Source organism: Microcoleus sp. AR_TQ3_B6 (assembly GCF_036702785.1).
In the GTDB taxonomy this organism is placed as follows: Bacteria; Cyanobacteriota; Cyanobacteriia; order Cyanobacteriales; family Microcoleaceae; genus Microcoleus.
Genome location: NZ_JAUBVJ010000007.1, coordinates 128712 through 149452 on the forward strand (window position 1 = coordinate 128712; position 20741 = coordinate 149452).

At 44.7% G+C, this 20741-nt stretch carries 21 protein-coding genes; 7 read left to right on the forward strand and 14 right to left on the reverse strand.

Features of this window, described 5'->3' with window-relative positions:
- Positions 1-14: 14 nt before the first annotated feature.
- The 7 genes from QUB56_RS05920 to QUB56_RS05950 all read right to left on the reverse strand — a co-directional run bounded on the left by QUB56_RS05920 (position 15) and on the right by QUB56_RS05950 (position 5322).
- The gene (locus tag QUB56_RS05920; protein ID WP_332954018.1) at positions 15-581 is read right to left on the reverse strand and encodes a hypothetical protein; all 567 of its coding nucleotides are present in this window, start codon (positions 579-581) and stop codon (positions 15-17) included.
- The gene (locus QUB56_RS05925) at positions 581-1966 is read right to left on the reverse strand and encodes an ATP-binding protein (protein ID WP_332954020.1); all 1386 of its coding nucleotides are present in this window, start codon (positions 1964-1966) and stop codon (positions 581-583) included. The genes QUB56_RS05920 and QUB56_RS05925 overlap by 1 nt, the downstream gene beginning before the upstream one ends.
- 57 nt (positions 1967-2023) lie before the next feature.
- The gene (locus QUB56_RS05930; protein ID WP_332954021.1) at positions 2024-3775 is read right to left on the reverse strand and encodes an ATP-binding protein; all 1752 of its coding nucleotides are present in this window, start codon (positions 3773-3775) and stop codon (positions 2024-2026) included.
- A 5-nt stretch (positions 3776-3780) separates the two neighbouring features.
- Complete coding sequence (locus QUB56_RS05935) at positions 3781-4038, reverse strand: hypothetical protein (protein ID WP_332954023.1); 258 nt, start codon at positions 4036-4038, stop codon at positions 3781-3783.
- Between the two features lie 69 nt (positions 4039-4107).
- Positions 4108-4245 (reverse strand): hypothetical protein, encoded by a 138-nt coding sequence (locus tag QUB56_RS05940; RefSeq protein ID WP_332954025.1) that lies wholly within the window; start codon positions 4243-4245, stop codon positions 4108-4110.
- Positions 4246-4449: 204 nt separating this feature from the next.
- Entirely contained in the window at positions 4450-4884 is a 435-nt protein-coding gene (locus QUB56_RS05945) for an MAPEG family protein (protein WP_332954026.1), read from the reverse strand.
- A 9-nt stretch (positions 4885-4893) separates the two neighbouring features.
- Complete coding sequence (locus tag QUB56_RS05950) at positions 4894-5322, reverse strand: DUF6220 domain-containing protein (protein WP_332954027.1); 429 nt, start codon at positions 5320-5322, stop codon at positions 4894-4896.
- Positions 5323-5506: 184 nt separating this feature from the next.
- Here QUB56_RS05950 and QUB56_RS05955 point away from each other — a divergent pair, with 184 nt between their 5' ends.
- The gene (locus QUB56_RS05955; RefSeq protein WP_332954028.1) at positions 5507-6223 is read left to right on the forward strand and encodes a LuxR C-terminal-related transcriptional regulator; all 717 of its coding nucleotides are present in this window, start codon (positions 5507-5509) and stop codon (positions 6221-6223) included.
- Complete coding sequence (locus QUB56_RS05960) at positions 6219-6626, forward strand: LysR substrate-binding domain-containing protein (RefSeq protein WP_332954045.1); 408 nt, start codon at positions 6219-6221, stop codon at positions 6624-6626. Before QUB56_RS05955 ends, QUB56_RS05960 begins: the two co-directional genes overlap by 5 nt.
- Here the strand turns inward: QUB56_RS05960 and QUB56_RS05965 are convergent.
- Both QUB56_RS05965 and QUB56_RS05970 read right to left on the reverse strand, forming a co-directional pair.
- A complete protein-coding gene (locus tag QUB56_RS05965) occupies positions 6606-7256 on the reverse strand; it encodes a retron system putative HNH endonuclease (protein ID WP_332954031.1) in 651 nt (216 codons plus the stop codon). The two genes, QUB56_RS05960 and QUB56_RS05965, sit on opposite strands and share 21 nt — an antisense overlap.
- On the reverse strand, positions 7253-8653 hold the full coding sequence (locus QUB56_RS05970) for an AAA family ATPase (protein WP_332954032.1): 1401 nt from the start codon (positions 8651-8653) through the stop codon (positions 7253-7255). The genes QUB56_RS05965 and QUB56_RS05970 overlap by 4 nt, the downstream gene beginning before the upstream one ends.
- Before the next feature lie 469 nt (positions 8654-9122).
- Between QUB56_RS05970 and QUB56_RS05975 the strand changes: the two genes are divergently transcribed.
- Positions 9123-11633 (forward strand): ATP-binding protein, encoded by a 2511-nt coding sequence (locus QUB56_RS05975; protein WP_332954033.1) that lies wholly within the window; start codon positions 9123-9125, stop codon positions 11631-11633.
- Between the two features lie 349 nt (positions 11634-11982).
- On the opposite strand, the gene QUB56_RS05980 is transcribed toward QUB56_RS05975, so the two are convergent.
- The 3 genes from QUB56_RS05980 to QUB56_RS05990 form a co-directional block, all read right to left on the reverse strand.
- The gene (locus tag QUB56_RS05980) at positions 11983-12699 is read right to left on the reverse strand and encodes a class I SAM-dependent methyltransferase (protein ID WP_332954035.1); all 717 of its coding nucleotides are present in this window, start codon (positions 12697-12699) and stop codon (positions 11983-11985) included.
- Between the two features lie 155 nt (positions 12700-12854).
- A complete protein-coding gene (locus tag QUB56_RS05985) occupies positions 12855-13115 on the reverse strand; it encodes a hypothetical protein (protein WP_332954038.1) in 261 nt (86 codons plus the stop codon).
- Positions 13099-13308 (reverse strand): hypothetical protein, encoded by a 210-nt coding sequence (locus tag QUB56_RS05990; RefSeq protein WP_332954039.1) that lies wholly within the window; start codon positions 13306-13308, stop codon positions 13099-13101. The genes QUB56_RS05985 and QUB56_RS05990 overlap by 17 nt, the downstream gene beginning before the upstream one ends.
- A gap of 154 nt (positions 13309-13462) precedes the next feature.
- Here QUB56_RS05990 and QUB56_RS05995 point away from each other — a divergent pair, with 154 nt between their 5' ends.
- A complete protein-coding gene (locus QUB56_RS05995; RefSeq protein WP_332954040.1) occupies positions 13463-14806 on the forward strand; it encodes a reverse transcriptase domain-containing protein in 1344 nt (447 codons plus the stop codon).
- A 506-nt stretch (positions 14807-15312) separates the two neighbouring features.
- Here QUB56_RS05995 and ndhD1 read toward each other — a convergent pair.
- Both ndhD1 and QUB56_RS06005 read right to left on the reverse strand, forming a co-directional pair.
- Complete coding sequence (gene ndhD1, locus QUB56_RS06000) at positions 15313-16899, reverse strand: photosynthetic/respiratory NAD(P)H-quinone oxidoreductase subunit D1 (protein WP_445243312.1); 1587 nt, start codon at positions 16897-16899, stop codon at positions 15313-15315.
- Positions 16900-17506: 607 nt separating this feature from the next.
- Positions 17507-19552, reverse strand: a complete 2046-nt coding sequence (locus QUB56_RS06005) for an NAD(P)H-quinone oxidoreductase subunit 5 (RefSeq protein WP_332954048.1) — start codon at positions 19550-19552, stop codon at positions 17507-17509.
- Positions 19553-19677: 125 nt separating this feature from the next.
- Between QUB56_RS06005 and QUB56_RS37130 the strand changes: the two genes are divergently transcribed.
- Genes QUB56_RS37130 through QUB56_RS06015 form a run of 3 tightly spaced genes read left to right on the forward strand, consistent with a single transcriptional unit; the run spans position 19678 to position 20569 of the window.
- Positions 19678-19821, forward strand: coding sequence for a DUF6290 family protein (locus tag QUB56_RS37130; RefSeq protein ID WP_445243313.1), 144 nt, complete (start codon positions 19678-19680; stop codon positions 19819-19821).
- Between the two features lie 2 nt (positions 19822-19823).
- Positions 19824-20039: a hypothetical protein gene (locus QUB56_RS06010; protein ID WP_332954041.1), complete on the forward strand. Its 216-nt coding sequence runs from the start codon at positions 19824-19826 to the stop codon at positions 20037-20039.
- 11 nt (positions 20040-20050) lie between these two features.
- Complete coding sequence (locus QUB56_RS06015; protein WP_332954043.1) at positions 20051-20569, forward strand: hypothetical protein; 519 nt, start codon at positions 20051-20053, stop codon at positions 20567-20569.
- Positions 20570-20741 lie beyond the last annotated feature (172 nt).

Here is a 20741-nt window from a genome sequence, read left to right on the forward strand (position 1 = left end):
GGCCAGGATATTATCTATCTCCCTCCGATCAAAAAATTGAATTGAAGGTAATGTGGGGAACTGATTTTCAGCATATTTTCTGGACAGTCATGGTTATCAGTTATTGCCTCCCGTGTTGGTTTCTTATGAATATTGATATTTCTGATAGTGACAAATCGATAGACATAAGCATCAAGGAAGTGCTTTGCAGACCAAAATTCTTTGCCAATTTTCTGACAATACGCGACAAAACACTGTGCACCTTTAAGTTGCTGAATAATTTCCCATTCTAGGCTTGTTTTACTTTTTGCCTTCATCTCAATACAGAGGATAACTTTTTTCTTACCAGTATCAGCAATGATCGCAAAATCTGCACGTTTGCATTCACCTTTTGAGCCACAAAATATCGCTTTAGGTGATGTAAAATCATCGACTTTAATGATAATAACTTGATCGTCCTGGGGCATTCCACGAATTGTCACAAAGCAGTTGGGGAGAGCGGGTTCTCTGAGTGTCACTTGCTTTTTACCATAGCTATCCTCTACCAATGGCACTGTAGCACTTTGTTTAATCATCTCTTTGAGGATAGCAATATCAGACATTAATCCTTACCCCAGACAATCGCTTCCTGAATCCGGTTCATAGTCTCAATAGTTGTATCAAAACTGCGAGCTTCAATACCCATTTCTGGATCAATATCTGCTGGTGTCAGGGTTTGACATTGAGTTTTTCTTTTCTTCCCTTCTAAAAGAATTGATGCTTCTTCTGCAATATAAACTTTAATTTTTTCAGCCGAGATCAGTTCCACTTCGCGATAACCTTCTTCTTCAGCAATTCGCTTCAGATGAGGTTGATCGTGGTTAAGCATAATCAAAGTATTCAGTTCTTTAATAATGTAATCGCTATGGGTAGTTATAAACACTTTAATACCTAGATTAACCAGTCTGGCAAATAGCCGTGCGACGCGGCGCTGATTTTCAGGATGTAGATTCAATTCTGGTTCATCTACAATCAATAAATCGCCAATCTGAGCCTCATGTTTCAGGTAAAAACCGATATGTAATAGAGAACGAACAGCACTAGAACTTTGATCCATAGAAAGCTTAACCCGTTTACCCTTCGGCACATAATAAAGGTGATCGTTTAGGATTACAGTGTACTCACCACCGAGGATGTCAGCAAAATCTGTCAATACATCGGCATGGTTTTCAGCAATGAAACTGGTTGTTTTAACAATGGTTTCCAGTTTTCTGGTAAAATCTACATTTGTCTCTATCGGCAGAGCATAATTCTGATAAACCTCTAAGAAAAGGTTCATTGGATTGAGATTATTGTTGGCTGGATCCATTTCGTCAAGCAAGCGATTACGGGCAAAATTCAACTCTTTGCGAAAAATAGCTGTACCAGTTCGTTCTGCACTAGCGATAAAAGGACGAGGAATAATTTTAGCAAAAATAATGTCTTTTACTGCATCAGTAATGAGATGCCTAATTATATACTTGGGAATTTTTACCTTGTCTTTTTCAACTATCAGAGCGATAACTAATTCTGTACTTTCTTCAATTTTGATCATCGATAATATTGCGTCATTTGCCGATCCTTTTGTACTCTCAAATCGGTCTGCAAAACTAATATTTTTTATATCTATACTTACCTGAAACTCTGTGTCTTTAAATAGTTCCGCCGATGCTGCAAAAATCTCAGGCAATCGCTGTGTATAATCCTGACAACCTTTAGCAACAATCTGCTTAACCTGCTTGATATATTCTTGTAGATCCAGGCGAATTACTCCGTCATTAAGAAGTTGCTCAATTTTATCATGGTTGATTTCGATAAAAAATCTCTGTTTCCAAGTAAACAAAAAGCCAAATAGTGCATAAGTAGCGTAGGTTTTACCGGTATTATTGCCACCACAAATAATTGTTAGGTCGCCAAGGGTGAATTCGGCTTGCTTTAAAACACCAAGATTTTTGACTTTGACTTCCATAAATATTTTGCTAAAATGACAACTTACGATTTTATTTTACAGTATTAGAAGCATTAATTATACCAAAATTTTACCCATCGTCAACTCCTGCTGCTGAACAGGAATACAAATCTCAAACTCCGTCCCTTTTTCTGGCGTTGAAAAACACCTAAGCGTCCCACCATGTTTTTCAGTAATAATCTGATAACTAATCGCCATTCCCATTCCGGTTTCCTTCCCTACAGGCTTTGTTGTAAAAAATGGATTGAATATCTGTGTTTGAATTGATTCGGGAATTCCATTGCCATTATCGGCGATCGCAATTTTAACCCATTGCGAATCTACCACCGAGGTAGAAATTGTAATAATACAACATGGGTGCTTGTCGATCCAGCAAGCTACCCGTTGAGTATTTATTTCTTCGAGTGCATCAATGGCGTTTGCCAAAATATTCATAAATACTTGGTTAAGTTGTCCGGCATCACACTCAACTAGCGGTAAATCACCATAGTCTCGAATGACTTTAATTTCTGGATGTTCGGGCCGCGCTTGGAGACGATGTTGCAAAATTAACAGCGTGCTATCAATTCCTTCATGGATATCAACTTCTTTAAATTCTGACTCATCCATCCTGGAAAAATTGCGGAGTGACTGCACGATCTGGCGAATGCGATCGGTACCAATTCTCATGTAACTCAGAATTCTAGGTAAATCATCTTGCAAAAAATCCAGCTCAATATTTTCTACTTCTTTCTCAATTTCGCCAATTGGGTTTGGATAATGCTTTTGATATAGGTGTACCAATTTTAATAGACTGTCAGCATACTCTTGTACGTGAATTAGATTGCCATGAATGAAGCCGACCGGACTGTTAATTTCATAGGTCACTCCTGCAACCAATTGCGCCAAGGATGAGATTTTTTCTTTCTGAATCAGTTGGGATTGCGTTCGTTTTAAAGTCTCAATTGCCTGCTCGAGTTGCTGAGATTTGTCTCGTTCTCTGGCTTCGCTATCGCGTAATGTGACTTCTATTTCTTTCCGTTGAGCTATTTCGGCGGTGAGTTGGTCGTGGATTTCCAATTGTCGGAATACTTCCTCAAATGTGCTTGCCAAAAATTGAATTTCGTTAGCTGTAATCGTCTTTGGCATAGGAAAGATGCCAGTTTTTTTACTTTGAGAAACTGCTTCGTTTAAGTCGCGCAAGGGTTGCAATACATTTTTCTGAAGGAGTATCCCCATGATTAACAAAATTGTGATTATGCCAACTAGCAATGACAATGTTGAGGTAATGAAGGTTCTGTCGGCTGCTTGCTTCATTTGGTTGAGATCGAGTAGCGCGATCGCCACTCCCCGCCGTTGAGATGCGCCAAACAAGGTACTGCTAAAAGGCCGAATTTGTGCGATCGCAGGCTGGTTGTCCACGACGATATCTTGCCGGACTTCAATGCCTGCGGTTGCCGCCCGATCGATCGCGATCGCGAGTTGTGGATAGATCGAAGTGTATGGCAGATTAGTCGTATTCTGAGGACTGCGGGCGATCGCCATTCCAGATGGATCGACAATCGCAATTTCTAGGACACCGGGCATCGTGGCAAAATTTTGCACAACCCGTCGCAGAATGCTTTTATTCTCCAACTCTAGTAAGCCTTCTGTAGAAAACTCCAGAGATTGTGTAATTGATTGAGCCCGGTTATGAACTTGCGTTGCTAAGTCAGACTGCATCAGCCGATAGTTAAGTCCCAGAGTTGCCAGTCCAACTGTCGTAATCGACAACCCAACGCTAACCAGCAAGCGCTGCGACAAGCTATGGGGCTGCAGGAATTTCCTCATAATTTTTATTGATCGATCGCTGTAGTTACGAGCTCAGTGTTAATCTCCAGATCCTGACGCGGCATCCGTCCGGGACGGGGGTCAGATTTTAATAGTTTAGCCATTTGAGCGATCGCCTCTGGCAACCTACCAGACAGCAACATCTTCTGCTGCATGGCAATGTCACCCTTTTTCAGACCAGCGTAATCTTTAGCAAAAGCCTCACCCTTCTGTCCCAGGTTTTGAGCAACTTTTTGAAACACTTGATTAGGCTTTGTTTCCACCGCACTCCCAACATCAAACCAAGCCCTAATAAATTGCTTTAATTCAGCTTTTTTCGTGCCAGTAATTGTTTACCGAGAAACCAATATATCAATAACTAAACTCTCAACTTCCTGAGTGGTAAAAATACTATTTCCCTTGATTGATTGGGCAGTTTCTCCTAGAAGCGGTTGCCAGAGTACGGCGGCATTTAAACGTCCCTGCTGCATCAAATCAACCGCTGTTTCGTTAGAAATATCTTCAATTATACTGGTATTTTTAAAGTATTGGGTATTGCGATGCGAGCTAACGACTCAGTTCAGTGGCAGACCGCCCCGCAATACCCCGAACACACAGGCAGAAACAGGGCGGGCTTTCGGCTGCACGCTCATTGTTCGCCGACTGTTGATAACTTCTAGCTCATTTGAGCGAGGTTAATCAATTGTGCCAAAGTGGATAAGTGCTGCGCGGATCGCGATGAACCACACCGCGATCGTGGCAAATAGGTAGAGGTAAAACCGAAGTATGATGAGATTGAAGGTGCAATGGACAGCGCTATGCAATGTGCGAAACACAACGAAGACCCACGCGGCGTTTACATATACTGTATCCACCTGCTTTGTGATGAACAGGTATAGGACAAGCGCATAGAAAAGTACCGGAATCTCGAACAGGTTTTTGAGGTTATCCGATGGATTGGATACGCTTGGGGGCGAAATTTGTGCCAGTGCGCCCGGTACAGCAAGTTCATTCGGGGTGAGCTTTCTACTGGTGATAAAACTGATACGGCGGATGTACATATACACCCAGACGAGGAATGTGAGAAACACTGTTGCAAAGAAGGGGCTGAAGATTGTATCTTGCGTCATTTCTACCTCTCAAATTTGATTGTTCTGATAGTTGGTGGGCGATAAAGTGCGCCCTATGCGATGTACAAGGCTTGAAGAAACATAGAGTAACGTAAATCCAATTAGAGGATGGAGTATCTCTAGGTGAAGAGGACTTTTGAGATGAATGCTGGCAAATTGTAGTCCAAGCAGCATTGGCAAACTTGCGGCGAGATGTCGTATTCTGCGTGAGAATGGGGCGATAAATGACCATCCCAGTAATACTAATGACAGCCCACTGTACCCTCGCACTAGCCAAACATGAATATTCCACCATGCAGGATTATTGAAGTAGGCAACTCCAACCGTTAATAACTGGGCAATCAAGCAGACATTAAAGATGATTGAGGTCACATAAAAGCCGATCTGTATCCAAGGTGTGGGAGTGCGATCGCCCTCGGTTTCCAAACTTGTTGTCATGTCAAGTTGCTTTTGAGATTACAAGGGTAATATAATTCGAGTATTGCAATGCTTCTAGACCTCGATCGGGTACTCTTTTTGACAATCAAGCAATTGGGTTACAAGCCCCCAGATTCATCGGTGGGGTCAATTCTAAAATCTAAAATCTAAAATCTAAAATCTAAAATCCGTTGACACCATGACCATGAAAAGTCCCTTGCAGCTTTTATTTGAAGCGATCGACCAGGTAAAGGACGAACAAGATTTGCGATCGCAAGTCGTCCCCAAAATCGGCGACTATTTTGCAGCGAAGCGATGGGGAATCTTTTTCTTCGATCGACTGCCCTTGGTAGATAGCAAGCTTCAGAAAACACTGCAAATGGGACTATCAATCGAACATAATCCTGTTGCGCGTTATCTAGTGGAACGTCACGCTGCTGTCCATGAAGCATTGGTGGCATCTCCCAAGGTTTGGACAATAATTTGTCCCCGACCCGATCATTGGCACGTGATGGCGGGACCGATTGTCAGTCGCGGTCAATTAGTGGGTGTAGTGGGCTGTACGCGCGATCGGTCTATGCCGGCCTTCGATACAGAAAATCTAGCGGATTTGAGTGCGATCTGTTTGCATTTGTCTGTTTGGGCTGCAACAGTACGCGCGGCGAAGCTATCCCCTAGGGAATCGCAACACCAACCTTTGAAGACCTCACGCCTCACGCCTCGTGAATTGCAAATTGCCGAATTGGTTGCTTTGGGGCGAACCAACGCAGGAATCGGGAGGGAACTTTGGATTACTGAGAATTCAGTCAAGCAAGCTTTGAAGCGAATGTTCCGCAAGCTTGAGGTTTCGTCTCGTGCAGAAATGGTTGCACAGCTTTCGGCAACCAAATATAATTTGTCAAGTGTAAAAATGAAACATTAAACTCCCCGGAAACCGACCCGATGTCAAGATCGATTTGATGATGGCGGATCATTTTGTGGACATTGTAGAGAATGGTTTAGACCTGTTGGTCCGCATTGGTAATCGTCTGGATAGTTCCATGATTAGCGATCGCATCGGCACGACTCGCCGCGTCACAGTGGCAACAACAGGCTATTTTGAGCAAGCGGGAGAATCCAAAAAGCCGGATGATTTAGTGGATCGTGATTGCATTGCCTATACCCATTTAGCAACCGGCAATGAGTGGCATTTTCAAGGAACAGATGGCACTATCAAGGTGCGGGTTGGGGGCTGTTTTCAAACTAATAGTTCTGTTAATGGCGATCGGTTCTGGGAGGACATCTTCGATCGCATTCTCAAAGGCTTATTTGGAAGTTCTTTTTGATGTCATTCTATCGATCTTTTTACGAATATAATAAACAACAACCTGACAAAATGGCTCTAGTTCTCCTCCATTATCGCCATTCCACTTGCGTAGTTCTTTTCGTATATCTGCATCAGAGGGTTGTTTTTGAATCAATCCTTTGCGAAAGGCTTTTAATACTGCTTGACGATTACCAACCAACGCCTTTTCATTCAAATTCAAGACTTCATTGATTTCTTTATCGAATTGGCGATCATTTGATACAACTTTACCGTCTCCCAAGAAACGTATTTTACCTTCGACGTTATGAGATGGATCGGCAGGGTTAAAAGTTAGATCGAGATTTCCTTTTTTTGTGTCACAGTGCTGTTTATCTTTGTTTGGCCCTTTTCCTCCTCGACAAGCCCCAAGGAGATTATTGTATTCTAGCTGTCTCTGAGGGTATCGATCTTGGCTTTGCCAGTGTTCGATTTTCATGTTTTCTGAGTCAGGACGAATCCGTTGCATACAGTAACAGCAAATTCCTCTTTGCTCGCTCACCCGACTTGCTCTCAGGTCATCTTTTTGGGCATAGTTATCATAGTCAGTATTTGTATTGCACCGATGCTGTGTCAACGACGTTGGTTCGGTCTTTTTCTGGATGTTTCTCATTCATTACCTTCTAAGAATTTAATCAGCGATCGAGCTTGAGTAATCTCAGGATCTTCGTGTCCAATTTTTTCACCAAGGGGAATCATAGCTTGACGTGCGCCATCAAAATTTTCATCATCAATTAGTCTAAAAAGAGCGTGAAGCTCGTCTGCTACCTCTTGATTACGTTCTGACGCTCCCATCTGCTCCTCTAGTATTCGGTTGGCATCAAGACCATAAGATTCTAAGGGAATTGTAGAAATAACTTTGCCAGTTTCTTCATCACGTTCGAGACTTCTAATACAGCTTGCTTGGACTTCACCAATAACAAGCGGCGAATGGGAAGTGCAAACAAACTGGATTGAGGGGAAGGTTTTGGTGAGGTCATTCACAACTTGACGTTGCCATTTCGGATGGAGATGTACATCTATTTCATCAATTAGGACTAGCCCTGGTGTTTTTCGCAAAATTAGAGGCAATTTTTGACTAGATATATCTTCGGATTTTTCGGTTAGGAAAGAGGCATTTTGAGTAACGATTTTGATGGCAATATCGGCAATTAGACCTACCATCATTTTTTGACCTGCACTAAGGTTACTAAAGGGTTGGGGGTTGCTTTGGATAGAAACAACTATTTCCGATCGCTCTGGGTCAAACCATAGGTCATCTGCATTGGGAATACAACGCAAAATAGCCAACTTTACCACCTTGTAACCAGGGCGCATTTGTCCCTGTCGATTGACCGAAGCGATCGCTTCTTTCTGAAACCAAGTATGGAGATCGGCGATTCTAATCCGTTCTTTAAAGCAGTCATAGAAGGCATCCCAACGGCGGGCGGGGCTGGTGTGGGTAGTGGCTTTGGGGTCGCGTTGGTTGGAGGGTAGCCAAGCTCGACCTGCTCCGTAGTAGGCGATGATGGGTAGCCAAATTTTTTCGCCTGCTTCAACCTGTTGAAATAAAGTGGAGATAATTTCTAGAGCTTGTTTGGCTTCTGTGTTGGAGGTTTTAGAGCCGTTAGTTTTGATTTGTCTGAGCCATTGGACTGGCTGACTGTTAATGGTGCCGATCGCTTTAATCTGGACGGGTTTTCGTTCTATAAATTGGGTGATGGTGTCGGATTCGATCGCTTCTAAGCGAATTTCTGAGGGAAGAATGTTACGGCGGCTATTGTTGAGGGTTGTGTCGGGGGAGTTGACCAGCCAAATTCCAGCCGCGATCGCCAAAGCATCGAGGATCGTCGTTTTACCTGTGCCATTGTCCCCAACTAGCAAGGTAAATTGGGGATGCAAGTCAAGGGTATAGTCTGAAAATTTCTTGAAGTTTGCGATTTCTACTCGGTCAATTCTCATGCTAATGTCCCACTGTCGATCGGTATTCAGCTTGTAATTTGTAGCAGAGAAATGATCGTAGTACGACACCAACAGCTTTAATTATAGGATATCTATAGCGGTTCTCGGAAAGATGAGGTATTCACGAATTAATTAACAATTCCCCAATCCCCCAATCTAAAATCTAAAATCTCAAATCTCAAATCTCAACTTGTACCTCATCTATCTGAGAAAGGCTATATATGTCTCACAAAAAAGAACGCTCGGACTAGAAACTAAAAGAGCGATCCTCTTCGAGGGCAACGCTTACGCACGCTCATTGAATGGCGCTTGACTCACTGGTAATTTTGAATTATTGGGTATTGAGTATTACGCGCGAGCGAAGCTATCCCGCAGGGAATCGCTAGCAACCTTAACTGATTACGCCTCAATCTTTCACCGCTACATCAGATCGAGCTGATAATTTTCACCCCGACAAGAAAACACTAGGTAGGTGTGTTTTTTCTGGGCTGTGGAAATTACAAGTGTATCACAATAGGGTTACTCCTATCTTCTTGTTATGGAAATAGATCGTGTGCCATTTGTCAATCGCCTCCGGCGCACCATGTCCTCAGCAGAAGCTTGGGGATTTAGTGTGGTTGGATATCTGATTTGGTTTACCTTAGCGCCGTCGATGCAAGCAGAAATTGGCTCTGCATCGCTGTTGGTCTGGATTCCTGGTGCGATCGTCGGAATTCTGTTTAACCTTCAAGTTCAGAGTTTGGGTGAGAAATATCCAGATGTATCTGGGGGAACACCAAATTACATCACGCGATTGCTCCATCGTTACCCTGCTCTTTCCCGCTACTTGGCGATTGCCTACTACTTGGGGTGGGTTTCCCTTCCGCCCATTAATGCGATCGTCATCACAGAGTTGATCCAATTCCATTTAGAACCGATGGGGCTGAATATTCCAGAAAAAGTGTTTGAGATCGGTTTTACTGCGATCGCTTACTTTTTAGCATTCACTGGCACCCGCGCCGTCGCCATCCTGCACCTGTTTTTTATCTTTCCTTCGATCGGCTGTTTACTCCTCTTCTGCGTTCAGGGTTTAGGCTGGCTTGCCTTGGATCCCCAAAGCCCCGGACTCTTGCCCAGCAGCATTGATGCCATCAGTGTCCAGGACTGGCTGAAATGGTACTTGTTTGCCGCTTATAGCTTCTATGGCTGTGATACAGCTTCATCCTTTGTAGCAGACAGCGTGCACCCAAAAGACACCCTCAAGGCGCTGTCTTGGGTTGCCTCGTTCATGCCTCTGGTGTTTGTGGGTGGCACTTTAGTCTTGTTGCAGTTGGCAACCGATCCCGGTTTAGAAGGCAATGTGTACGGCAAATACCTGGTGGCTGCCAAGCCTTTCTGGGGAGACGCTGCCCCTGCCACAGTCACATTGCTGGTTGCGGCTAGCTGTTTGTTGGGATCTGCGACTAGCGTTTGCAATACGCCCCGCATCCTTTTCCAACTCGCCCAGGATGGGCTGTTGTCTCCAGTGTTTGGCGCAGCGTCCCGTCGGGGTGCCCTAGAACCCGCGCTGCTGCTAAGCTTTATCTGCAGTTTAGGATTTTTAGTATGGGGCAACACCACTCGAATTGTCGTGGTGTCAGGGGTGAGTTTATTCATTTCTATCATGGGGTTGCACTTGGGGCTGTGGATGCAGCGCAAGGATCCAGCCGTGCGTTGGGGGCGACTATCCTTAGCATTGCTGGTGGTGGAGTTCATTTCCCTGGTGGTGGGTGGTGTTAGCTGGGGATGGATGGATTTTGCTCTCGGGTTGCTGTTGCCGTTAGCAGCGATCGCGATCGACGCTGCGATTCTGCGGATTCCTTGGGCATCTTTCCACTTACCGTGGTGGGATAGACTCCATACCAAGCCAGTAACTCCTCCTAAAAACGAACACTTTGTGATGCTTCAGGTAGGAATTTTGATTGTGCTGATTTGTGGTACAGCGACGATCGCTTGGCTGATCCGATCCTGGCTGCGGGTAGAAGCCGGAAGCAACAATCCCTATCTGCTGATTATTGTGTTGATGATGCTGGCATTTGTGGGAGTGGCGATTGCTTGCTGGACAACTCTGCCCCAGGTTGCTGCGATCGAAGAACTAGCAATCTCCTCGACTGCGCAAGCTAAAGAACTGGAGACTACCTTAAACGAACTAAAAAAAGCTCAGATGCAAGTTATCCAAAGCGAAAAAATGTCTAGCTTGGGACAGTTGGTTGCGGGAATTGCCCATGAAATCAATAACCCGGTCAACTTCATCCACGGTAATCTCACCCACCTGGACGAATATACCCAAAACCTGCTGCAGATGATAGAACTCTATCAACAGCGCCATCCCAGCAACGATCCAGAAGTGCAAGCAATGGCAGAGGAAATCGACTTGGAGTTCGTCACTGAAGATATCCAAAAAATCGTGTCCTCTATGAAGGTAGGCACCGATCGAATTCGCGGTATAGTCGTCTCGTTGCGAAACTTTTCTCGCATGGATGAAGCAGATTTCAAATCTGTTGATATCCATGAGGGAATTGAGAGCACTTTGCTGATTTTGCAACACCGGCTCAAAGATAGAGCGGATCGTCCAGCAGTCGTAGTAATCAAAGAATATGCGACATTGCCCAAGGTGGAATGTTTCCCCGGACAACTCAATCAGGTATTTATGAATATTTTGGTGAATGCTCTGGATGCCCTTGAGGACATGAATACCAAACGCTCCTATCAGGAGCTTAAACACACCCGGGCTCAGATTACGATTCGGACTTGTGCGATCGACAATCAAAGGGTGGAGGTGGCGATCGCTGACAACGGCATCGGTATGCCAGACCGAGTGAAGCAGCGCATTTTTGACCCGTTTTTCACCACCAAACCCACGGGTAAAGGTACGGGTTTGGGAATGTCGATTAGTTATCAAATCATTACTGAAAAACATGGCGGTAAAATCCAGTGTTTTTCTACACCTGGCTCAGGCACTGAGTTTGTGATTCAGATACCCATTCGCCAACAGACAATTTCAGGATTAGCGATCGCTGCTAAATCTTAACCTTTTCGGGTTCAGTGCAGCCCTCAAACAATCTGAGGCGGTAGAATAATCAATCAGGGTGTCAATTACCGCCAACTGCTCGATCGCAAGGCGTAAGAATCAAAGAAGCGCGATCGCCCTTGACAAATATGGCACTCTTGGCTGAACAATAAGGATAGAAATTAAGAGAGCGATCGCAATAGCGAAATGAAGAGCGATCGATCTACTGGTAATTTTAAAGTATTGGGTATTGAGTATTGCGAGCGCGATCGCGGCGCGACTCGGTTCTGGGGCTTCCAGAAAACGAAAGCAACGTCACACTTGGTTTTTGTCAGTCCACTTCACGAGATTTTTCGGCGGCTGTTGATAACTACACTTCTAGCGAGGGTGGTGTCCGCCTAGCATACCAGGCATGAATGAGCAGGGTTTGTAAGAACAATACAGGTGTATCAAAGCCGCTGGATGCAATTATTGATTCGACTTCAAGTGGCGGTAGCACAGCAACATCTCGACCATAAGAAGCACGAAACTTTTCTATCTCCTCAGCAGGCACTTCGGAATACCTCTGCATTCGCAGCCAAACCTCGAAAAGGCTTTGGTACGCTGAAGTAGACATATCGGAAGCCAGATCCGCACTCACCAAATATCCGTTAGGGCAAAGTCGTGAAGCAATTTGACTGAAAAAGTTGCGCCGTTCATCTTGTTGCATAAAGAAGTGAGAAACCAGAAGGCAAGTCGCCGCATCGAAAGAGTGCGATGGGGGCAGAGAATCGAGATAACCTTCGTGAAAAGTGCAGCGTGAGGCGATACCGCACTCTTCGGCGCGCTGGCGACAGATGTCAAGCATCGGTGCTGCAGGCTCTACTGCAGTAAACTGCCACTGTGGAAATGTTTCGGCGAGATAAATCAATTCCAAGCCGGTTCCGGCGCCGACACAGAGAATCCGTGCATCTGCAGGAAGTTCGGAAAGTACCAGGCCGATCAGTAAATGAAGTGCGTCGCGCATCGGAGCCAATTTAGCGAATCTTTTGTCGTAGGAAGAAGCGCGTTCTCGATCGAAAACAATAGGTGACTCTTGATTTTGCATTCTGGAAAGCCAATAAGCTTGCAATCTGTATTTTAATAGCTATGTGAATTTGATTTTAGCCCCTGGCTTCAAAACTTACTGGGTTGGGGCCAAACAAAAGTAATAAGAATCCTAAAAGCTCGATCGAAAAAAAAATACCAAACCCCAAAACCCGTTTAATAATCGAGGTTTTGGGCTGTCCTCCCTCGCATCCGGTTCAAATTACAACTTGCGAGGGTGCGATCGACATTGACAAAGATCGCACTCTTGGCAGAACAATAAGGATAGAAATTAAGAGAGCGATCGTACTGAATTGAAGGGCGATTTAAGGCTGGAGTCTCATCTTCCAACAGCCTCTCCATCACTTCACGCAGGTTCGCTTGTAGCTCGTCTAAAGTTTCTCCTTGAGAATGCGCTCTCTTAGAAACCGGGAACATAGCCTACATATAAAGCAGTGGCAGGGTCTTTTTCAACAACCCCAGTGAACGTTCTCAGGAAGTTAAACTCAAACAGCTTGATTTTTAAGCCAAACGCAACAGCTTTAATCATAGCAGATCTGTCACATCCACCATAATTTTTGATGACCAGCTTGATATTTGTGTTATACTTACGAAGGCTAGATACTCGCATAAGATTGATTACCGCTGTTGATCCTGCGGTGGCAAATTTACAAGGAGTACCATATGTACTCACTGTTGTGAGCTTTTGACGCCGATCGCGGCGTGTGCTATTAGGTTGGAATACGTTTCGAGTATCTAGCTCTTTAATTTAGTCTTGATGAATTATGGGTACTACTTCCCTAAACCTTTCAGAAAAAGAACTGAAAGAAAAGTTTTATCAATTAAAAACTCGTGAAGATATTGCAACATTTCTTGAAGTAAGTGATTACCAACTTAGGTATCATTTGTATATTTATCCTATTAGCAAAGCCTACACTACATTTGAAATCCCCAAAAAATCTGGAGGTTGCAGAGTAATCTCTACGCCCAAGACATCTCTTAAGATAATTCAACAAAAATTAAACCAATTTTTCAGAAGCGTATATCAACCAAAGCCATCAACACATGGTTTTACTATTGGAAAAAGTATTGTAACAAACGCGAAACAGCATCTTAGACAAAAATATGTTTTGAATCTTGACCTGAAAGATTTTTTCCCGTCTATTAATTTTGGCAGGGTTCGTGGACTTCTGATGTCTCCTCCATATAGTTGTACTAAGGAAGTTGCAACAATCCTATCTCAGATCTGTTGCCATGAAAACCAGCTACCACAGGGTGCACCAACCTCACCCATCGTCTCGAACATGATTTGCGCGAAACTAGATTCTCAATTACAGCGATTAGCACAGAAATATCAATGTATTTATACTAGATATGCTGATGATATTACGTTTTCTACATCAAGACCAAGATTTCCCCCTCATTTAGCTTGGTTCTCTAGAGAATCTGAACAACTGAGTTTAGGTAATGAATTAAAAAATATTATTGAAGATAATGGATTTTTAGTCAATGAGTCAAAAGTTAGATTACAAAGTAGATATAAGCGTCAAGAAGTTACTGGAATTACAGTAAACGAAAAGCTAAATGTAAAACGTAAATATATTCGACAAGTTCGTGCAGTGCTTCATGCCTGGGAAAAATATGGTGTTGAGAATGCAGAAGCAGAGTTTTGGGAACGATTTGATGAAAAGCATCGCTTTGATACTATTCCAGATTGTTTTAGAAATATTATTAGAGGGAGAATTGCATTTATTGGTTCAGTTAGAGGGTTTGACGATCCAATTTACTTAAAATTTTTAAAATGGCTAAAAAAGCTTGCTCCTGACCTAGTAAGCGATGCAAAGCTGGATATTTACAATACTCAAAAGCTAGTTGTAGAGGGAAAGAATATCTTACCAACACCTCTTATTTGGAGTGAAGGGAAAACGGATATAAAGCATCTAAAATCAGCTTTCAAATGGTTGAGTGATAATGGTATTACCTATGAATTCAAACTTGAGTATAAGGAAGACTTAGAGGAACAGAAAAAGGGCAGTAGTGTGCTATTTAAAATGTGTGAACAGTTCTGTAAACACAAACAGACTCAGCCTATAATTCAATTAGCGATCGAGATGAACATGACTCTATAAAAAAATTTCATGAGGATGCTAAAGGATTCAAATCCTGGGGAAATGGAGTATATTCATTTGCAATACCAGTTCCTCAACATCGTTCAGATACAGACGGAATATGTATAGAACTTTATTATAAAGACAGCGAAATTCATAGAAAAGATAAGGAGGGTCGAAGATTATTTTTAAGTAATGAATTCAACTCTTCAAGTGGCAGACATCTGACATTAGACCTAAATACTGATAGGCATAAAATCAAAAAGAACCAGCTCAAAATAATAGATGATGATGTTTTTAACAAGGATCATGATAAGGTGGCGCTTTCAAAGGATAAGTTTGCCCAGTACATTTCTGAAGGTGTTGACGGTTTTAATGACTTTGATTTTGTAGAGTTTCAAGAGATATTTAGGGTTATTGAAAAGATATTAAAGCATTTCTCTGAATCGTGATAATTTTATCTATAGAAAACCCCCACAACCGATTTTAAACGAGTTTGGGGGTTTCCTTTTTAAATCCAGTTCAAATTACAACTTGCTCGGCTCGATCGCCGGAGCACGCAGAGACAGAGTTTTATCCGCAGCAGCCTTAGCCACTAGCGACGGCACAGAATCGCGCAACTTTGCAGTCAACTGTATCGTAGTTGCATCGTAAACCTGAGTCAGCATCTTCGGATACAAACCGATACCGATAATCGGCACCAACAGCGAAGCAATGATAAACACTTCTCGCGGTTCCGCATCCACCAACTCTTCGTGTTCCGCCAATTCCTTATTTTCAGGTCCGTAGAAAATCTCACGCAGCATCGACAGCAGATAAATCGGAGTCAAAATCACCCCGACAGCAGCTAGAAATACCACGCAAACCTTAAACACAGGATTGTAAGCATCGCTCGTTGCAAAACCCACAAACACCATCAATTCTGCTACAAAACCGCTCATTCCCGGCAAAGCCAAAGAAGCCATAGAACAAGCAGTCCACATCGCGAAAACCTTGCGCATTTTCTTCCCTACACCGCCCATTTCGTCAAGCATGAGCGTGTGAGTGCGATCGTAAGTGCATCCCACCATGAAGAACAAACTCGCCCCGATTAAACCGTGGGAAACCATTTGCAGCATTGCACCGCTAATTCCCAAATCAGTAAACGAAGCTATCCCAATCAGCACAAACCCCATGTGCGAAATCGAAGAATAAGCAATTTTCCGCTTCAAATTTCGCTGAGCAAAAGAAGTTAAGGCCGCGTAAACAATGTTAACCACACCCAAAATTACCAAGATGGGTGCGAAGGTAGCGTGAGCATCCGGCAGCATTCCCGCATTCATCCGCAGCAAAGCGTAACCGCCCATTTTCAGCAGAATTCCTGCTAGCAACATGTGGGCGGGTGCGGTTGCTTCCCCGTGAGCGTCAGGGAGCCAAGTGTGCAGGGGAAAAATTGGCAGTTTGACGCCGTAAGCTATCAAGAAACCTGCGTACAGGAGCAATTCTACATTGGGGGCGAAATCTTTAGCTGCGATCGCCCGCATATCAAAAGTCACCGTATCGCCGTAAAACGCCATCGTCAGCGCGCCAACCAAAATAAACAGCGAACCCCCTGCCGTGTACAGGATAAACTTAGTTGCTGCGTAAAGGCGCTTTTTGCCGCCCCAGATTGACAAAATCAGGTAAACCGGGACTAATTCCAGTTCCCAAACCAGGAAAAACAGCAGCATATCCTGCACGGCAAAAACGGCTATTTGGCCGCCGTACATCGCCAGCATCAAAAAGTAAAATAGCTTCGGTTTAAAAGTGACCGGCCAAGCTGCTAAAGTAGCTAAAGTCGTAATAAAACCTGTGAGCAAAATCAGCGGCATCGATAAACCGTCAGCACCCACAGACCAATTTAAATCGAGTTGCGGCACCCAAGAGTAACTTTCTACCAGTTGCAGTCCCGGATTGTTAAAGTCGTACTGAGTGTAAAAAGCGTAAACAAGCAGAGCAAAATCAATCAAACCGACAATCAAGGCAAACCACCGCACCGTCTTGCCATCCTTATCGGGAATTAAAGGAATCAGCAAGGACGCAGCAATGGGAAACAGGATTGTTGTTGTCAACCAGGGAAAGTTAGCTGTATCCATTGCGTTTTAAAATGAGCCATCAGTTATTAGGTTTAAACACATTTTGGCAATTTTAGCCTAAATTTTATACTTTCTTTAGACGGAACAATTTTTTGGGCTCTTATTTGGACAAATTCTGCGATCGCAACAGTTAAGTTTAATGAAAGATTTATTTATATTTGCTTATTGTCAATTGTGAGTTATTGAGCTAATACCATTTCTTAAAATATCTCCTCGTGGGGATACGGCAATGCCCAAAGCGTGAAAGATTAACCATAAAAACCTTTGTATCTCTCGTTTATAGCCGAGTCTCGCTCCCCCTAAATCCCCCCTTCTTAAGGGGGACTTTTTACTCGTTACCAGGCTGAAGCCTGGTAACGCAGATCCGGAGGCTCTGCCTGCTTTTCCCAACCGAGACAGAGCTTTTGGATATGGGTTCCCAGGCTGGAGCCTGGGAAACAGTTAAATGCCGTGTTGTTGCCAGAAGGACACGGCAAGAGTGATATGGGTTCCCAGGCTGGAGCCTGGAAGTTAAAACCAGTTAAATGCCGTGTTGTTGCCGGAAGGACACGGCAGTGCCGTTTCCCTACGCGGACGGAGGAAACGGCAGTGCCGTTTCCCTACAGATTTAACTAACTCCAGAAAAAACCGCAAAACCCAGAACTGCGACAAACACAATCAGGGCATAAAATTGAGCGCGACCGCTCTCAAAGTATTTCAAACCTTCGCCCGTAACCAGGGTGATCAGCCCTGTTAAGTTGACTACACCATCGACGACTCGCAAATCCACTTCCATGACTTGCCGCGCTAAACGGCGGCTGCCTTTGACAAAGAGAAATTCGTTGATATCGTCGAGATACCACTTGTTAAGGGAGAACTCGTAAAGCGGTTTGATTTTTTGGGCGATCGCCCCAGCATCAATTTTACGGCTCAAATACATCAGAGAAGCCAAAGTAATGCCCAGCAAAGCAATACCTACAGAGCTTCCCCCCATAATCAAAAATTCCGTCAAATTGAACTCAGCAGCGTGTTCCAAAACTTCTTCCAGAGACTCGCCAGGAGCGCGAACAAACTGCTCGAAATAATTGGCAAAGGGCGTACCCAGAAAACCGATAAACACAGAAGGTACTGCCAAAAGTACCAATGGCAGAGCCATTGTCAGAGGAGATTCGTGAGGGAAATGGTCGTGCTCGTCGTGGCTTTCGCCAGTTGATGCCAATTCCTTAACGTTCATCGCTCCGGGGCCGAAAACAACACCGGGTTGCAGGAGTTGCCGCTTGATGGCGCTGTCATTTCCCCGGAATTCGCCCTCAAAGGTGCTGAAATACATCCGGAACATATAAAACGCGGTCATCCCGGCCGTCAGCCAGCTAACAGCCCACAGAGCGGGATTGGCGGAGAAGGCGCTGGCGAGGATTTCGTCTTTTGACCAAAAACCAGCAAAGGGCGGAATTCCGCAGATTGCTAAATTGCCGATCAAAAAGCAACTAGCGGTAATAGGCATATATTTGCGCAAGCCGCCCATGACTCGCATATCTTGAGCGAGAGCCGGGTTGTGGCCGACGACATCTTCCATACCGTGAATGACTGAACCCGAACACAGGAAAAGCATTGCTTTGAAGTAAGCGTGTGTCATCAAGTGGAAAAGTCCGGCACTGTAAGCGCCGACGCCCATTGCCATCACCATGTAGCCGAGTTGGGAGATGGTGGAGTAGGCTAAGCCTTTTTTGATGTCATTTTGGGTAATCGCGATCGAAGCACCCATAAATGCCGTAAAACAGCCGGTGCAGGCGATCAAATTCATGACTGCCGGCAGCCCTTCAAACACCGGGTACATCCGAGCGATCAGGAATACGCCGGCGGCTACCATTGTCGCGGCGTGGATTAAGGCCGAAATCGGTGTCGGGCCTTCCATGGCGTCTGGTAGCCAGACGTGGAGGGGGAATTGAGCGGATTTGGCTGCTGGTCCCAAAAATATGAGGACGCCGAAGATTGTCGCCAGAGTCGCCGAAAGAGTACCGGATTCGACTAAGGAGTGCAGGCGTTCGCCCATGACGCTAAATTCAAAGCTGCCTGTGGCCCAGTAAATGCCGAGGATGCCCAGCAGCAGGCCGAAGTCGCCGACGCGGTTGGTGACAAAAGCTTTTTGGCAAGCGTCAGCAGCGGGTTTGCGATCGTACCAAAATCCGACTAGCAGGTACGAACACATACCTACGAGTTCCCAAAAAATGTAAATCTGAACGATGTTCGGGCTGACTACCAGACCTAACATCGAGGCGCTGAAGATGCTGAGGTAGGCGTAAAAGCGCACGTACCCGTCATCGTGAGCCATGTAGCCGTCGGTGTAAATCATCACCAAAAAGGCGACCGTGGTTACGATCGCCAGCATTACCGCCGTCAGGGGGTCGATAATATAGCCCATATTCAGCGAGAAGTCGCCAGCAGAAGCCCACTGGATACTGCGGGTGTAGGGTGCGTGGCCCTGTAGTTGACTCCACAGCAATGCGAAGGAGAGTACCATTGACCCTCCGAGCGCAGAGACGATTAATATCGCATTCGCTTGTCGGAGTTTGTTGGTTGCCTGGTTAAAGGTGATTAAGCCTAGACCTACTAGCATTGCGCCTGCCAGCGGCAGGACTGGAATCAGCCAAGCGTATTGATAAAGCAGTTCCATGACTGATAGGTAGTTTAAAGTTTCTACTAGATATTGCCAAAACTGTAAACAATTGTGACACACGCCTGCGCGACTGGCCATCAATGCTTGATTTATTTTGGGGATTATAGCCTACAATCGTAGGCATGGAACGCACCAATACAATTCGGGTCAGGCTCTCCGATATGGAACTTCATGCCCTCAAGAAGTATGCAGAGTCTCGAAATATCTCAATGTCCGAAGCTGTTAGAGATTGGGTTAAAACTTTGATTCCACCACTGGAGAATTAAAAATGATGGCATCGTTATTCGACAAAGATAATGAGGATACCGAGGAGGAAAATAGGCATTCTGCGACATCTGCCTCAGATTGCCAAAAGATGGCACAGAATCACAATTGGGAATTGAAACGAGTTGAGCCAACCGAAGATCGAATTTTGAAAGTTGATTGCGTCTTCAAGGGGCCGCAAACCAGCTTTCAAGATGATTGGTACGACCACCAAGATTAGGAGTTTTGTCTATGACTGTTGTGCAAGAACTATTTGAAACCTACGATTCACTTGAGAAAGCCCCTACCTTGACGCTTTATATGCTCAAAGACGGTGAGGAGTGGGCGCGAATCAGCAGCGATGAACCTGTGATTGGGACACAATTAACTCGTTTGCTTCAGATGTCCCAAGATAGCCGCCCCATCCTGAAACGCTTGGTCAGCAATGGCGAGAGGCTGACTTATCACGTTAAAAAGCAGGGTAGTCCTTGGAAAGCTTACAGTATTGTTCCCTCTGATTGGGTTGTTACCAAAGTCGTGCAGTACGAGCCATTCTCGCTCGGTGAGTTGCCAGAATTTCGAGGTGTGACAATTGCTTACTGTGAGCGTCAGCCTTTATCTCCCGAAGAGATTGAAGCGATGACCCGCGAAACCATCAGCAAGGTTTCAGTTGATTCCTTTGGCGGAAACGAGGAAGCTTACCAAAGGTTCCTCGCCAGCGAACAATCAAAGGAGTATGTTCAAACTGAGAGCGGGCACCATTCTCCATAAGCCTTTGAAGGGCGGGCTCGCCATAGCCCACCCCACCATCAAATTCACTCTTTATGGAACAGGCCCGAAAGGCCTGTTAAGCGAGAATGATGCAAGGGTAGTGCTTTTTTGTAAAGGGCGGAGAAAAATAGTAAAATAGAGCGACGATCGTGAAAGAGGAATGATGGAATGA